The organism is Chloroflexota bacterium (assembly GCA_013152435.1).
Taxonomy (GTDB): Bacteria; Chloroflexota; Anaerolineae; order DUEN01; family DUEN01; genus DUEN01.
The window spans coordinates 1-15,635 of sequence record JAADGJ010000094.1; the positions used below are offsets into that span (position 1 = coordinate 1).

Sequence of the window (15,635 nt, forward strand, 5' to 3'; positions counted from 1 at the left end):
CGCGTCGTGGGCCCTCGGCCGCGGGCTCGGGCGCCGCGGTCTCGGCGCCTGCCGGGGCGGCCGGGGGCTGGGCTGGCACGCAGCCGACCACCAGCAGCGCGAGAAGGAGAAAGAGACTCAACAGGGGGACGATTTTGTGGGTCTTCATAGCTCCTCACTCTCCAGATGGGTTTGGGTGACATACGTCAGGACACGGGTGGCCGTCTCCTGCCCCTGGCGGACGCAATCCGGGATCCCTACGCCCCGGTAGGCGCTGCCGGTGAGGTACATCCCCGGCGGGCATTGGGCTTCCAATTGGGCCACCCGCTCCAAATGGCCGACGTCGTACTGTGGGTTCGCCTGATGCCATCGATAGATGCGCGTGAGCACGGGACGTGCCGTGACGTGCATGATGTCCCGTAGCTCCTCTCGCACGAGATCCAACAGCGCGTCGTCGGGCAGGTCGACCACCTCGGGGTGGCGGGAGCCGCCGACGAAGACGCGCAGCAACACGTGGTCGTCCGGCGCCCGATGGCGGAACTTGGTGGAGGTCCAGGTGCAGGCATTGATGCGCCGGTTCTCGCTCTTGGGGATCACGAAGCCGAAGCCGTCCAGTGGGTGGGAAAATTCCCCTCGGCGATAGGCCAGGGAGATGGTCCCCGTGGACACGTATCGGATGGCCCGGAGCCCTGCCGCCAGCTTCGGAGCCAGCGGTTCAACCAGCGACGCTGCAACGTAGGCCGGTGTGGTCAGCACCACCGCATCGGCCGCCAGCACCTCGCCGCCTGACAGGAGGACACGGTAGGGGGGCGAGGCGTCGGGGTGGTATTCGATCCCCTCCACGGATCGTCCGGTCAGGAGGGTGCCCCCGTCCAGTGTCCGTTCCAGCGCGCCGACCAGTTCGCCTATGCCGTCGCGCAGCGTCAGGAAGGCGCTAGAGGGGCGACTCCCGTTGGCGGAAGGGCTGGGGCGCTGGCGTCGTGCGGCCAGCATCCCCCGGATCAGGCTCCCGTACTTCTCCTCGATGGCCCGAAAGCGAGGGAACGTGGCCAGGATGCTCTGTCGCTCCGATTCGGCGTTGTGAATGCCGGACATCAGCGGCTCGGCGATCTTGTCCAGCGCCTCGGCGCCCAGCCGTCGCCGGATGAAGTCGGCCAGGGTCTCATCCTCTCCATCGCGCTTGGGGGGGATGAACAGGTCCATCGCCATGCGGAGTTTGCCCAGCGGTGAGATGAGTGGGGACAGGGCGAAGGGCATGAATCGGGTCGGCACGATCAGCATCACGCCGTCCGGGAGGGGGACCAGGCGCCCTTTGTGTAGCACGAAGACTTTGCGCTGGTCGTCGTTGGTGCCGATCAGCCGATCGCCCAGCCCGATCTCCCGTGCGAGCTGGGTCGCCCATGGCTTCTGGGCGAGGAAGCTGTCCGGCCCGCCCTCGATCACGAAGCCGTCCACGTGCTCCGTTCGGATCTTGCCGCCGAGGCGGCCTTCTCGCTCTATCAGCGTGTAGGACACGGGGCGGCCGGCGTTCGCCGCCTCTTTTTGGAGATAGTAGGCGGTGCTTAATCCGGTGATGCCACCGCCGATGATCACGATGTGGGGGATATCGGACATCGTTCCATTTCCTCTAATCGTTGGGATGATTCAGCGCCTTCTGGACCAGGTCGGATAGGGCGGCGATGAGCGGAGGGCGACTGTTCAGCATCGGAGTGCGCTTCAGCAGCGCCCCGTGGCTCCGGGCGATCTCCTGGGCCTTGATGTCGATGTCGTATAGGATCTCGACGTGCTCTGAGACGAAGCCGATGGGGGCGACCACCAGGTATCGCCTGCCCGCCTCCGCCAGCTCAACGATGACATCCTCCATCTGGGGACCCAGCCACGAGTTGTGGGTCTTAGGGGCGCTCTGGTAACAGAGCCGCCATCGTTCCTCGGGAAGCGCCAGCCGTTCGGCCAGGAGTTGCGCCGTCTCCCGCAGTTGTGCGTCGTAGGGATCTCCCCGGTTCAGGACGGCGGCCGGCACGCTGTGGGCCGTGAAGATCACCACGGCGTATTCCCGGCCGTGCGTTCCCAGGCTATCCAGGGTTTGGCGCGTGGTTTCGACGAGGCCGTCCAGGTAGTGGCGATGTGTGTGCCAGTGGGGGACGAAGCGCAGGTCCACATCTCCCCCGACAGCGGCGATGGCTTCCTCCAGATGGCGTCGGTAGGCGCCGACGCTTACCGTGCTGTAGTGTGGGGCCAGGCAGATCCCGACGATGCGCCGGATGCCCCGCTCCGTCACCATGTGTTGGACCACGTCCCGGATGAAGGGATGCCAGTGGTGCATGCCGATGAAGACCGGCAGGCCAGTGGCCTCCTGGAGCCGGTGGGCGGTCTGTTCCGTGATCTCTTGCAGGGGGGAGCGGCCCCCGATCCGACGATAGCGCTCCCGCACCTCTTCGACCAGTTCCGGAGGCGTGTGTCGGCCGCCGCGCACCTGGTGCAGGTAGGCCTCGATATCTTCCAAAGAGTCTGGGCTGCCGTACGCCATCAACAGCACGGCGGTGTGAGTATCGTCCGATCGGTTCACGATGACTCCTGATGATTAGGATTCCTGAGCCGTCGTGGATGTGGCGGCTCGCCTGGGCACGTACGTGCAGAAAGGCTCCTCGCCCAGGTGGTCCCCGATCATGCCGTAAGCGCGGGCCCGGCATCCGCTGCAGATCGTCTTGAACTCGCAGATGCCACATTTCCCGCCCAGCAGGTCGGGATCTCGCAGCTCAGCGAACAGAGGCGAGCTCTCCCAGATCTGCTGGAAGGGCTGTTGGCGGATGTTCCCGGCCTCCAGTGGGAGGTAGCCGCAGGGGAACACCTCGCCGCGATGGCTGACGAAGCAGACGCCGGTGCCTGCCAGGCACCCCTTGGTCATGGCGTGCATGGCCGGCGCGCCGCCGGGATGGCCGCGCTTGCCGTCGGCTCCCGCCCGCATCTGGCGATGATGGCTGTCGGGGCGCTGTCGGATGATGCCGCGGCGCCGTTCCTCCGCCTGTCGCTGGCGCACGATGCGGAAGTAATGGGGCGCGCAGGTGGCCTTCAGCTCAAGGCGGCCCGTCGTCTCCAGCTCCGCATCGTACAGCCAGTGGAGCACCCGCTCGTATTGTTCCGCGGAGATCTGTTGCTCCTCGGCGATCTCCACGCCGCACCCGACGGGCACCAGCAGGAACAGGTGGAGGGCGGCCGCGCCCAGGTCCAGGGCCATCTGGAGGGTCTCGGGCATGAGGTGCACGTTATGCTGAGCGACGGTGGTGTTGATCTGGAAGGGCACGCCGACCTCACGCAGATGCTGGATCCCCTTGATGGCCTGGTCATAGGCGCCGGGCCCGCGGAAGGTATCGTGCGTGGGCGCGTCGGGGCCGTCGAAGCTGACGCTGACGCGCCGGATGCCCGCCTCGCGAATGCGGCGCGCCACGGAGGCGTCGATCAGGGTGCCGTTGGTGGCCAGGGCCACGATCAGCCCCGCGTCCGCCGCATGTCGGGCGATATCGAAGATATCCGGGCGGAAGAGCGGCTCCCCGCCGGAGAGGATCAGGATGGGGCGGGCGAAGGCCGCGATCTGATCGATCAGGTCGAAGGCTTCCTCCGTGGTCAGATCCTGAGGCATCAGTTGATCCGCCACGGTGATGCGTCGGCAGTGGATACAGGACAGGTTACAGCCGGCGGTCGTCTCCCAGAAGATCAGTCGGGGAGGTGGGTAAGGTGATGCCGTCACTTCACGCTCCTTATCGGGTTCTGTCGATGCACTTGTCCGCCTGTGGCGGGGGAGAGGATTGGTCTCTCATGATACGCCTGTGCTCCCGCTGAATTCTACAAAATCAACAACCGCATTTCAAAAGAAAGGGCTATTTCGGAACGCGAAGTAGCCCTTTGACGTTTCTCAGGCAGAGAGGACGCGCTCGTCCTCGTAGCCGAGCAGCACGGCTCTCATTAAAATATGGAAGTAGTCCGTGAGTTCCTGATGGAGGCGTAGATGTTCTGCGTCCACGGGGGCCTGCTCCGGGTCCATGGGGACCAGCACGGCCTCGATGGTCCGGCAGCAGAACCAGAACGCCTCGATGGTCTCCGCCGCGTTCAGGTCGTGCTGAGCGCACATGCGCCCCTGCTCGTAGGCGATGGCTGTGGCCTGCTTCAGGACTCCGCCGTTCCCGTTGCGTCGGGCCAGGTATTGCACGGCGTAAGTCAGCAGCTGGCGACCGTAGTGGCGCTGCTTCTGGCGCGCCTCCTCGGAGAGCCGCTGATACCAGGCGGCGGCGCTGATGGATTGTGCGGTGAGCGCCTGGCGCGTGGAGGAGATCGCATGCTCCACAGGCGGGAGGGCAGCCTGTGGGACGAGCCCGGCGGCGATGTTCTGCCGCAGCTCGCGCACATCTTCATAGGTGAAGCGTCTGTGCCCGCCGGGGGTGCGGAAACAGCGGATGATCCCCTGATCCGACCAGTAGCGTAGCGTGGAGGGGGCGACTCCTAAAAGGCGGGCAGCCTGCCCCAGGCTTAACCACTGTGGCGTTTCCATGACCGGATATCATCCTCTTGCGATATGGAAAATCAACAAAATCACCAAACGACTGACATCCTAATGTCTGATCATAGATTTGTCAAATTCGTCACAGCTTGTGGCGGTTCCACGGAAGCACCGCCTTTCCGGCCTGCACCTGCTCTTCTCGGCCCTTTCCGCAGGGATCTGAGCCGAGATCGGGCAGGTCAGAGACGGAAGGAGGGCTTCTTCCGGAGAGGCGCAGCCCCTCCGGGCCTCCCTATGGCGGGAGCAACGGGATCTCTCAGACACGCTCTAAGCGAACGCCGGCAGCGCGCCAAGGAACGACTTCGGGGGGAGCCGCCACACAGGGGGTGGTGTGGAGGGGAGATCCCCTCCACGGAAATCTTACTTTTCCGGCCTGCACCTGCCCTTCTCGGCCCTTTCTGCAGAGGGCTGGGCCGAGGCCGGGCAGGTCGAAGGCGGGGGAAGGACTTCCTCTGGGGGCTGGTGACGTTGCCCCAACCGGATGGGGGGGCTTCCTCGCATTTTGCGGGGGTCTTGGGAGTGTGTTAAACTATTTTGGTCTCTTGGAGCCTGGACAGGTTGAGTGACCCGATGATAAGCGAATGGATTGGAGTGCGTCGAGGAAAGCTGTTGCTGCTTGTGGTGGTGCTGGCGGTGGGGCTGGCCTGGTGGGCCCGGCCGGCCGGCGCCATTCCGCTTGCGCAGCAGGCCGTCATCACCTCGCCGCAGCCGTTTAGCGTGGTCCGCGGCCGCGTGACGATCGAAGGCACGGCGGTCCATCCGAACTTCCTGCGGTACGAGCTGTACTACAGCCCGGAGCCGGTTCGGGATGATTCCTGGGTCTTCATCGGAGAGGCGCACTTCAATCAGGTCGCTAACGGCTTTCTGGGCACGTGGGAGACCGCCGGTCTGCCCGATGGGCTGTACAGTTTGCGGCTGCGCGTGGTGCGCCACGATGCGAATTACGAGGAGTACGTCGTCCGGGGAATCCAGGTGGCGAACAGCCGACCCACGGACACGCCCACGCCGGCCGCCACGCCGACGCCGACGGTGACGCCCACACCGTTGCCTCCCACGCCCACCGTGATCGTCATGGCCCCGGTGCTGAAGACGCCTACGCCGGAGGTGTCCGCCGCGCCCACGCCGGTCGCGGTGGCTCGCGCCTCGCAGCCGGCCCGATCGCAGCGGGGCGAGGTGGCCCCGGAGGCGCTGAGCCTGCGGGGGATGGCGCACGCGTTCTGGGTGGGGGCTCGCTGGTCGCTGATCGTGTTCCTCAGCGTGGGGGCGTTCTTCGGCCTGAAATGGCTCATCGTGCAGACCTGGCGGCAGCTGATGCGGCATCGATAGTTTGGCGCATCGGGATCGGTGACCGGCGGGTGATCCAGGGCTCTGGGGAGCTGCGTCCGTGCCCCCGGCCTTCATGTGGGCGAGCGAATGACCGCTATATAGTGGTCTGTTTTGGGATAAACCCTGTATGTTGTGGTTGATCGTTGTCTGTCCGACCTGGCGAGGGGCTGATCGCGGGCGATTAGCCCCACTTTGCGTTGTGCGGGGTGTGTGTGCGTGGTGGATTTCATCGGGCCTGAGGAATCGAATCACGAGACGCTGAAGATGGTCGTCGGGTTGGGAAACCCGGGGCGGGAGTATGCGCGCCATCGCCACAACGTGGGCTTCCAGTGCCTGGATCTGCTGGCGGAGGCCCACGGGCTGTCCTTCGACCGGCGGCGGCGCAACGCGTTGCTGGCCCTGGGGCGTATCGAATCGCGGCGTGTCGTCCTGGTCAAGCCGACGACGTTCATGAACAACGCAGGGGTTGCCGTGGCGGCCGTCGCCCGGTTCTACAAGATCGCCCCCGGCGATATCCTCGTCGTCTATGATGACCTGGATCTGCCGTTGGGGCGGATCCGCCTGCGGCCCTCCGGCGGGTCGGGGGGGCACAACGGCATGAAGTCGATCATTCAACATCTGGGGACTCAGGATTTCCCCCGGCTGCGGGTGGGCATCGGCCGCCCGCCGGGACGCATGGACCCGGTCGACTATGTGCTGCAGGACTTCTCCCCGGAGCAGGAGGAGATCATGGCGCAGGTGCGGGACCGGGCGGTACAGGCGATCGAGTGCTGGCTGCGAGATGGGATCGTGGAGGCAATGAACACGTTCAACAGCATGGTGATCGATGCACACCCATGATCGTCATGGGATATAGGACGGGGTAGAACCATGGTGGGGCGAGGCTGCCTCCTTCAAATAGATACGATATCTGGGTGGGTGGATAGACGGTTGTTGAGATGAATCTGAGTGGATTGTTGGAGTTTCTGCATCAGGTGAGCCCCTTCGTCGATCTGGTGGAGGGGATTCGCTTGCGTGAGGCGCCGCCAGGCCCCCTCTCCATTCCGGTGGGGGCGCGGGCATACGTGGTCGCGGCGCTGGCTCGCGCTTTGGGGCGTCCGATGATGGTCGTCACCGCCCGCACGGACGTCGCCAGCCTGTATATGGAGCAACTGCGCGTCTGGCTGGAGGACCCGGATGCCGTATTCTGGCTGGCCGACGCGGACGCGCTGCCCTATGAGCGCGTGCCCTGGTCACGGGAGCCGCGGCAGATGCGCATGGCCGCGCTGGTTGCCCTGACGCAGGCGCAACTGCCGACGCTGCGGGCTGCGGGCGGAGGGCCGTCGGCGCCGGTGGTGGTGGCCTCGGCCCGGGCGTTGATGCAGATGACGATCCCGGCTCGCGAGCTGCGCGCCGCGCTGCGTCCGCTGCGGCGCGGCCAGATGGTGAGCATGGGCAAGCTGCTTGAGACCTGGGTGGGTCTGGGATATCAGTCCGCCGCGGTCGTCGACGAGCCGGGCGTGTTCAGCCGCCGTGGCGGCATCATCGATATCTGGCCTCCCAACCTCCCGTGGCCGGTGCGCCTCGAGCTGTTCGGCGACGAGGTGGACAGCCTGCGCTTTTTCGATCCCTCCACGCAGCGCACGCGGGAGCACGTGGAGGCCGTGTTGATCGGCCCGGCTACGGAGGCGTTGCCGCGGTTGGGGCCCATGTCCGAGCAGCGGCTCGCCGAGCTCGATCTGGAGCCGTGCCACCCGCCGGCCCGCATCGAGTACGAGAAGGAGATGGACCAGCTCCGGGCGGGCACAGGCTTCCGGGGCATCGAGTGGTATCTGCCGTATCTCTACTCACAGCCGGCCTCGCCGTTGCATCACCTTCCGAAGGACGCGCTGCTGATCCTGGACGACGCCGCGGAGGTCGCCGCCACCGTGGCGGATCTGGAGGGGCAGGCGGAGCAGCTCCGTGAGGATCTGTTGAAGACGGGCGAGCTTCCGGCGAACGTGAGGCGGCCATACTTCCGCTGGACGGAGCTGTTGCCGCTGGTCGAGGAGCGCTCGCCGATCATCCTGGGATATGGCGGGCTGGATGGTCGCCCTGTGAGCCGCTCATCTCCGCTGGCGCGCGCGTTCGTCCCCGGCCCGCGCTATGGCGGGCGCGTCCGGCAGATCGTCCAGGAGGTGGAGGCGGAGCGCCGCGCCGGAGGGCGATGGGTGCTCGTCACCCGGCAGGCAGCCCGATTGGTGGAGCTCCTGCGCGAGGCCGACGTGCCGGTCTCGATGGAGGAGGAGGTACGGGAGCCCCCTGCCGAGAGCTCGGTCGTGGTCGTTCCCGGCCAGTTGCCCGAGGGGTGGCTGCTGCGTCCGGAGCGTGCCCGACCCGCTGGCGGGAACGGCCGGGGGAGCGATACACGCGCGCCCTTGCTCTCCTTCCTGACGGATGCGGAGCTCTTCGGCTGGAGCAAGCCGCGGCCGCGTCGGCGCTCGCGCATGCGGACCGTCGCCCCGGAGGCGTTCTTCGCCGACGTGCAGCCCGGGGATTACGTGGTGCACATGGAGCACGGCATCGGCATCTTCCGAGGGCTGGTGCGGATGGAGGTGGACGGCACCCCGCGAGAGTACCTTCAGATCGATTACGCCCAGGGCGATCGGCTTTACGTGCCGGTGCATCAGGCGGACCGGTTGAGCCGATATGTGGGCCCGGGGAATGCGCCACCGATCCTGAACCGGCTGGGCACGGCCGATTGGAACATCGTCAAGGAGCGCGCCAAGAAAGCCGTGGCCGACATCGCGGAGGATCTGCTGCGGCTGTACGCCCAGCGAGAGCTGGTGCCCGGCCATGCCTTCGGCGAGGACACCCCCTGGCAGCGGGAGCTGGAGGCCTCCTTCCCTTACGTGGAGACCGAGGATCAGCTCGTGGCCATCGAGGCGGTGAAGCACGATATGGAGAAGCCGCGTCCCATGGATCGGCTGATCTGCGGCGATGTCGGCTATGGCAAGACGGAGGTCGCGCTGCGCGCTGCCTTCAAGGCGGTGATGGATGGGAAGCAGGTGGCCATCCTGGTCCCCACCACGGTGTTGGCCCAGCAGCACTATGAGACGTTCGTGGAGCGCCTGCGCCCCTTCCCGGTGAACGTGGAGATGCTTTCTCGCTTCCGGTCGCGGGCGGAGCAGCGCAGGGTGATCGAGGGCCTGGCGAACGGCACGGTGGACATCGTCATCGGGACCCATCGTCTGCTGTCCAGGGACGTCACGTTTAAGGACCTGGGCCTGGTGATCGTCGATGAGGAGCAGCGCTTTGGCGTGGCGCAGAAGGAGCGGCTCAAGCAGTTGCGGACGGAGGTGGACGTCCTGACGTTGACGGCCACCCCGATCCCCCGCACGCTGCACATGTCGCTGACCGGGGTGCGGGATCTGAGCACCATCGACACGCCGCCGGAGGAGCGGCTGCCCATCCGCACGATGTTGGCGGAGTACGATGAGACGCTGATCCGGCAGGCGATCCTGCGCGAGCTGGATCGAGGAGGGCAGGTCTTCTTCGTGCACAATCGGGTCCAGGGGATCACCCAGATCGCCCGACGGCTGGAGAGGCTGGTGCCGGAGGCGCGGTTCGGGATCGCCCATGGGCAGATGCGGGAGCGGGAGCTGGAGCAGGTGATGCTCCAATTCGCCCGAGGCGAGATCGATGTGCTGGTGTGCACCAGCATCATTCAGAGCGGCCTGGACATCCCCAACGCGAACACGATCATCATCAATCGGGCGGATCAGTTCGGCCTGGCTCAGCTCTATCAGCTTCGCGGCCGGGTGGGGCGTAGCGCCGTGCGGGCGTACGCGTACCTGCTGTACGATCGGGGCAAGCGGTTGAGTCCGGAGGCCCGGCGGCGGCTGGAGACGATCGTGGAGGCCAGCGAGCTGGGAGCGGGCTTCCAGGTGGCCATGCGGGATCTGGAACTGCGCGGCGCAGGTGAGCTGTTGGGCGCCCGACAGCACGGCCACATCGCGGCCGTGGGGTTTGATCTGTATTGTCGTCTGCTGGCGCAGGCGGTGCAGGAGGCGCGGGAGCGCATGGAGCGCGGCGAGGAGGTCCATCCCGAGGAGGTGGAGGAATCGCTGCTGTTGGAGGATCCCATCACGCCCACCGTCTCCCTGGACCTGCCGTTGCCCAGCGCCATCCCGGAGAGCTACGTGCCGGATAGCGGGTTGCGATTGCAGCTGTACCGCCGCATGGCGGGGCTCACGTCCGTCCGCCAGGTCGAGGATATGGAGAAGGAGCTGGTGGACCGTTTCGGCCCGATTCCGCCCGAGGTGGAGAACCTGCTCTATCAGGTTCGGGTGAAGATCCTGGCCGTGCGCGCCGGGGTCCAGGCCATCGCCCGGGAGGAAGGGCATCTGGTGTTGCGCTCGGAGTCGTTGGAGCATGCGGATCGGGATGAGTTGCAGAGGCGGTTGGGGCGTCGCGCCCGGGTGGAGCGGCGCGCTGTGTGGCTCCCGATGCGGGATAGCTGGCAGTCGGATCTGTTGCGCGTGTTGGAGCTGATAGCCATGTGATCCGGCTCGTGTGGAGACGCCGTACGCCGGCCGTTTGCGATTTGACAATACCGAACAATTGGTTTAAACTCGGCCACAAATTGAATACCTGTGTCGCACTCTTATCCAGAGAGGTGGAGGGACCGGCCCTGTGAAGCCTCGGCAACCTGGCTGCTCCCCCTGGTACGATGGGGTACGCAGGAGGGCTCCGGCCAAGGTGCCAATTCCGGCAGAGTTAGTCTGGAAGATGAGAGGTCGCGCAATGACGCCCCCTATCGTCTTCGAGAGGGGGCTTTTTGTATCCTCGCTCCAGGCGAGTTGAGCGGCCCCTCACACGAGGGGCGTTTTCATATGTGCGACCTGGGAGCGAGATCGTATCCGATTGAGAGCGTGTCTGAAAATTTACCGGCAAGGTGTCTGAGGGGCTTCCTCAGCTACCAGCTCCACAGGGGGAGGTGTGGAGGCGACCTCCCTATAGTAGACACAACGGCATTTCTCAGACACGCTCGGAGGGGCGCCGTAGCGTTGCTGCTGTCCCTCTCGTCCCGGTTGGGAGCCGGGGCGGCATGTGGACTGCCCTTTGGTCCCAGGCGGGCGCGAGGGCGATTCGATCAAGACAGGAGAGTAGAAGATTATGTCTCAGAGCCAGGAGAACGAGCGTCGTTTCGGATTTGCGACCCGGCAGCTGCACGCCGGGCAGGAGCCTGATCCCACAACCGGGGCGCGAGCCGTGCCCATCTATCAGACTACGTCGTATGTCTTTCGGGATACGGAGCATGCGGCGCGGTTGTTCGCCCTTCAGGAGCCGGGGAATATCTACACCCGGATCATGAACCCCACTAACGACGTGTTTGAGCGACGCGTGGCCGATCTGGAGGGCGGCGTGGGGGCGTTGGCCGCCGCCTCGGGACATGGCGCGCAGACCATGGCCATCCTCACGCTGTGCCGGGCCGGTGATCACATCGTGTCCGCCTCGACCTTGTACGGGGGCACGTTCAATCAGTTTACCTATACGTTCCCGAGATTAGGCATTGAGGTGACCCTGGTGGACCCATCGGATCCGGAGAATTTCCGGCGGGCGATCCGGGACAACACGAAGATCCTCTACGGCGAGACGTTAGGCAATCCTCGCATCAACGTGTTCCCCTTTGAAGAGGTCGCCGCCATCGCCCGGGAGTATCAGATCCCGCTCATGATCGACAACACCTTTGCCACCCCGTACCTGTGCCGCCCGCTGGAGTGGGGGGCTCACATCGTGGTGCACTCCACCACCAAGTTCATCGGCGGGCATGGCACCACCATCGGCGGCATCATCGTGGACGGCGGCAACTTCGACTGGCGTGGCAGCGGCCGCTTCCCCGATTTCACCGAGCCGGACGGAAGCTATCACGGGCTGGTGTACGCCGATCTGGGCGCCCCGGCCTTCATCATCAAGGCACGTGTGCAGATGCTGCGTGATCTGGGGATCTGCCAGGCTCCGTTCAACTCCTGGCTCTTCCTGCAGGGGCTGGAGACGCTGAGCCTTCGCATGGAGCGACACGTGGCGAACGCTCAGAAGGTGGCCGAGTTCCTGGAGGGGCACCCCAAGGTCGCCTGGGTGACGTATCCGGGCTTGCCCAGTCACCCCGACCACGAGCGGGCGAAGAAGTATCTCCCCAAGGGGCCGGGTGCGGTCCTGGGCTTCGGCATCAAGGGCGGACTGGAGGCCGGGCGGCGGTTCATCGAGAACCTGAAGCTGTTCTCTCACCTGGCCAACATCGGGGATGCCAAGTCCCTGGCGATCCATCCGGCCAGCACCACGCACAGCCAGTTGAGCGAGGAGGAGCAGCGCCGGGCCGGTGTGACTCCTGACTTCATCCGGCTCTCGGTGGGCATTGAAGACATCGAGGATATCCTGTGGGATCTGGATCAGGCGCTCGCCGCCGCTTAGATCCCTTCTATTATTTCACTCCTTACCACGGGAGTTGCTATGACGACGGATTCTGGATCTTCCAACGGGTTTGGCGAGCCGGGCACCATCGGCCTGGTGGAGACGCAGTACTTCACCTTCGCCGAGCCCCCCAATGAGATGATCCTGGAGAACGGCGAACGGCTGGGGCCGATCACGCTGGCGTATGAGACGTATGGCCGTCCCAATGCGGACCGTTCCAACGCCATCCTGATCCTGCACGCGCTCTCCGGCGACGCGCACGCGGCTGGATACCACACGCCGCAGGATCGCAAACCCGGCTGGTGGCACGACACCATCGGCCCCGGCCGCATGTTCGACACCGATCGCTATTGGATCATCTGCTCCAACGTCATCGGGGGATGCAAGGGCAGCACCGGGCCCTCCAGCATCGATCCGAGGACGGGGAAGCCATATGGTCTGCGCTTCCCGGTCGTCACCATCGCTGACATGGTGAACGCCCAGCGGCACCTCATCGATCATCTGGGCATCGACCGGCTGTTGACCGTGGTCGGTGGGTCGATGGGGGGAATGCAGGCGTTGCAGTGGGCCATCAGCTATCCCGACCGGCTGCGCTCCTGCATCCCGCTGGCGGCTACCGCTCGCCTGTCGCCTCAGTCCATCGCCCTGAACGAGGTGGGCCGACAGGCCATCTATCGGGATCCGGACTGGAACCATGGCGATTACTATGATGGGCCGCGGCCGAACCGGGGATTGGCGTTGGCGCGCATGATCGGCCATATCACCTATCTCAGCGACAAGTCCATGCACCGGAAGTTCGGCCGCCGCCTGCAGAACCGGGAGAAGTACGGGTATGACTTCTCCGTCGAGTTCCAGGTGGAGAGCTATCTTCAGTACCATGGCGAGAACTTCATCCGGCGCTTTGATGCCAACAGTTATCTCTATCTGACCAAGGCCATGGACTACTTCGACCTGTCCAACGGCCATGGCAGCCTGGCCAAGGCGTTCCTGCCGGCCGTTGGCCTGCGCTTCCTGGTGGTCTCCTTCACCTCGGACTGGTTGTTTCCCCCTTATCAGTCCCGGGAGATCGTCAGCGCGCTGAAGGCGGTGGGCGCCGACGTGACCTACTGCAATGTGGACTCCGACTATGGGCACGATGCCTTTCTGTTGGAGGTGGACACGTTGACGGAGCTGGTGGGCGATTTCCTCGCTCGCATCTGTCGGGAGGACGGCCTGGATATCCCGGTCGAGCCCATCCGTGTGTAACCGGCCTGGGATGGGAATCGTGGTGGACAGGCTGCGACCCGACCTGGAGGCGATCGTTGACCTGGTGCCCGCTGGCTCCCGTGTCCTGGACCTGGGCTGTGGCGATGGCGCCCTGCTGCGCTATTTGATCGATCACAAAGGTGTGCATGGGTTTGGCATCGAGCTGTCCGAGGCTGGTGTGCGTGCCTGTGTGGCACGGGGGCTCTCCGTCGTCCAGGGCGATCTGGAAGACGGCCTGGCCGACTATCCCGATGATCTGTTTGATGTGGTGATTCTCAGCCAGACCCTGCCCTATCTGGACGACCCGGCGATGATCCTGCGGGAGATGTTGCGGGTCGGACGGCAGGGGATCGTCAGTTTCCCCAATTGGGGGCACTGGCGATGCCGGCTGACCTTGTTGCTGACCGGGCGCATGCCGGAGGCGCCAGCGCTCCCCCACCCTTGGTTCATGTCGCCTCGCGCGCGCCCGCTTACCGTACGTGACTTCGGTGATTTCTGCCGGGAGCAGAACGTCCGCGTCGCGAAGCAGGTGTATCTTGCCGATGGCAAGAGGATCTCGCCTCGGCGCAGGTGGAAGAACCTGCTTGCGACCGTGGCGATCATGGTCCTGGAGCGGTCCACCCGGTAGACATGTCCGGCGGACCGCGGTGAAGCTGATCGAGGAGGTCTCATGCGTGTTCTGAAGTTCGGCGGCACGTCTGTAGGAAATACGGAAGCTTTCTCTCTGGTGGCCGGCATCGTGGAACGGGCGCGAACGGAGGATCCCCAGACGGTGGTGGTGACCTCCGCGATGAGCGGCGTCACCAACGCGCTCATCGCAGCCGCCCGGGCGGCTGCCGAAGGTGATGAGAAGCTCTATCAGGACGTGCGTGCAGAGTTGCTGGTGAAACATCAGGTGGTCGCTGGCCAGCTGATCGAGGATGGGGTTGCCCGGGCCGCGTTGGGACGCCTGTTCGAGGAGCGGCTGGGCACTTTCGAGCGCCTTTGTCAGAGCATTGCAGTGTTGGGCGAGCTGACCGCGCGGGGATTGGATGTGGTCTCCGGCCTGGGCGAGCGGCTGGCGGCCCCTTTGCTGGCGGCCGTGTTGCGGGCCCGGGGGATCCCGGCCGAGGCCGTGGATGCCAGCGAGATCATCGTGACGGACAGCCATTTCGGGAGCGCCAATCCGCTGATGGAGCCCACCCGAGAGCGCACGCGCGCCCGGCTGTTGCCTCTGGTCGAGGGCGGCGTCGTGCCGGTGGTCACGGGGTTCGTGGGGGCCACCGAGAAGGGGGTTGCGACCACGCTGGGCCGTGGCGGGTCCGACTACTCCGCCGCCATCATCGGCGCCTGTCTGGACGCGGACCGGGTGGAGATCTGGACGGACGTGGATGGCGTGCTGACGGCGGATCCTCGCATCGTGCCCGAGGCCCGTACGCTGCCGCAGCTCTCGTATGCGGAGGCGGCCGAGCTGGCCTATTTTGGCGCCAAGGTGTTGCACCCCAAGACCATCCTGCCCGCGATCGAGAAAGATATCCCCATCTATGTGCTGAACACCTTCAACCCCGACCACCCTGGCACGCGCATCGTCCGTGAGGCGGATCCTTCGAATAACGTCGTCAAGGCGATCAGCGCGATCCGAGGGCTGACGCTGGTCACGATCGAGGGGCGTGGCATGATCGGCGTCCCCGGCATCGCCGCGCGCACTTTCCAGGCAGTCGCGAGCGTGGGCGCCAACGTCCTGATGATCTCCCAGTCCTCGTCCGAGCAGAGCATCTGTTTTGTGATCCCTGAGACGGACTCGCCGCGGGTCCTCGACGCGCTGAAGGAGACGATGGCCAAGGAGCTGGAGCGGCGCCATATCGACGCGATCCATGGGCAGGACGGGATCGTCATCGTGGCGGTCGTGGGCTCCGCCATGAAGGGGACCCCGGGGATCGCGGCCCGGGTGTTCGGCGCGCTGGGCGAGGCGGGCATCAACGTGATCGCGATCGCACAGGGGGCCTCGGAGGCCAACATCTCGTTGGTGGTGGCCCAGGGGGATTGCGATGAGGCCGTGCGGCGCATCCACGCGGCCTTCGAACTTGACAAGGGATAGCCGCCCAGGTATTATGGGTACCGG

General features: G+C 65.4%; 10 protein-coding genes and 1 riboswitch. Of the genes, 6 read left to right on the plus strand and 4 right to left on the minus strand.

The features are described 5' to 3' along the window. Window positions 1-144: 144 nt before the first annotated feature. The 4 genes from hemG to GXP39_13400 form a co-directional block, all read right to left on the minus strand. Window positions 145-1,593 (minus strand): protoporphyrinogen oxidase, encoded by a 1,449-nt coding sequence (hemG, locus tag GXP39_13385; protein ID NOZ29027.1) that lies wholly within the window; start codon window positions 1,591-1,593, stop codon window positions 145-147. Window positions 1,594-1,606: 13 nt separating this feature from the next. After that, on the minus strand, window positions 1,607-2,545 hold the full coding sequence (locus tag GXP39_13390) for a ferrochelatase (GenBank protein NOZ29028.1): 939 nt from the start codon (window positions 2,543-2,545) through the stop codon (window positions 1,607-1,609). A 15-nt stretch (window positions 2,546-2,560) separates the two neighbouring features. Further along, complete coding sequence (locus GXP39_13395) at window positions 2,561-3,724, minus strand: radical SAM protein (GenBank protein ID NOZ29029.1); 1,164 nt, start codon at window positions 3,722-3,724, stop codon at window positions 2,561-2,563. Between the two features lie 165 nt (window positions 3,725-3,889). After that, on the minus strand, window positions 3,890-4,522 hold the full coding sequence (locus GXP39_13400; protein ID NOZ29030.1) for a MerR family DNA-binding transcriptional regulator: 633 nt from the start codon (window positions 4,520-4,522) through the stop codon (window positions 3,890-3,892). A gap of 1,593 nt (window positions 4,523-6,115) precedes the next feature. On the opposite strand from GXP39_13400, the gene GXP39_13405 reads away from it, so the two are divergent. The 6 genes from GXP39_13405 (at window position 6,116) to GXP39_13430 (ending at window position 15,611) form a co-directional block, all read left to right on the plus strand. Then, entirely contained in the window at window positions 6,116-6,697 is a 582-nt protein-coding gene (locus GXP39_13405) for an aminoacyl-tRNA hydrolase (protein ID NOZ29031.1), read from the plus strand. A gap of 98 nt (window positions 6,698-6,795) precedes the next feature. Next, window positions 6,796-10,380, plus strand: coding sequence for a transcription-repair coupling factor (gene mfd / locus GXP39_13410; GenBank protein ID NOZ29032.1), 3,585 nt, complete (start codon window positions 6,796-6,798; stop codon window positions 10,378-10,380). A 98-nt stretch (window positions 10,381-10,478) separates the two neighbouring features. Beyond that, window positions 10,479-10,613: riboswitch (SAM riboswitch) on the plus strand. Window positions 10,614-10,993: 380 nt separating this feature from the next. Then, complete coding sequence (locus GXP39_13415) at window positions 10,994-12,289, plus strand: O-acetylhomoserine aminocarboxypropyltransferase/cysteine synthase (GenBank protein ID NOZ29033.1); 1,296 nt, start codon at window positions 10,994-10,996, stop codon at window positions 12,287-12,289. Between the two features lie 39 nt (window positions 12,290-12,328). Continuing rightward, entirely contained in the window at window positions 12,329-13,534 is a 1,206-nt protein-coding gene (locus GXP39_13420; protein NOZ29034.1) for a homoserine O-acetyltransferase, read from the plus strand. A 10-nt stretch (window positions 13,535-13,544) separates the two neighbouring features. Continuing rightward, a complete protein-coding gene (gene metW / locus GXP39_13425) occupies window positions 13,545-14,162 on the plus strand; it encodes a methionine biosynthesis protein MetW (GenBank protein NOZ29035.1) in 618 nt (205 codons plus the stop codon). 42 nt (window positions 14,163-14,204) lie between these two features. After that, window positions 14,205-15,611, plus strand: coding sequence for an aspartate kinase (locus GXP39_13430; protein ID NOZ29036.1), 1,407 nt, complete (start codon window positions 14,205-14,207; stop codon window positions 15,609-15,611). Window positions 15,612-15,635: the final 24 nt, after the last annotated feature.

What these genes read in the sequence shown, in the direction of transcription:
- GXP39_13430 (NOZ29036.1), top strand. Translation starts at nt 14,205, where the DNA reads ATGCGTGTTCTGAAGTTCGGCGGCACGTCTGTAGGAAATACGGAAGCT.
- mfd (NOZ29032.1), top strand. Translation starts at nt 6,796, where the DNA reads ATGAATCTGAGTGGATTGTTGGAGTTTCTGCATCAGGTGAGCCCCTTC.
- GXP39_13415 (NOZ29033.1), top strand. Translation starts at nt 10,994, where the DNA reads ATGTCTCAGAGCCAGGAGAACGAGCGTCGTTTCGGATTTGCGACCCGG.
- hemG (NOZ29027.1), bottom strand. Translation starts at nt 1,593, where the DNA reads ATGTCCGATATCCCCCACATCGTGATCATCGGCGGTGGCATCACCGGA.
- GXP39_13420 (NOZ29034.1), top strand. Translation starts at nt 12,329, where the DNA reads ATGACGACGGATTCTGGATCTTCCAACGGGTTTGGCGAGCCGGGCACC.
- metW (NOZ29035.1), top strand. Translation starts at nt 13,545, where the DNA reads ATGGGAATCGTGGTGGACAGGCTGCGACCCGACCTGGAGGCGATCGTT.
- GXP39_13400 (NOZ29030.1), bottom strand. Translation starts at nt 4,522, where the DNA reads ATGGAAACGCCACAGTGGTTAAGCCTGGGGCAGGCTGCCCGCCTTTTA.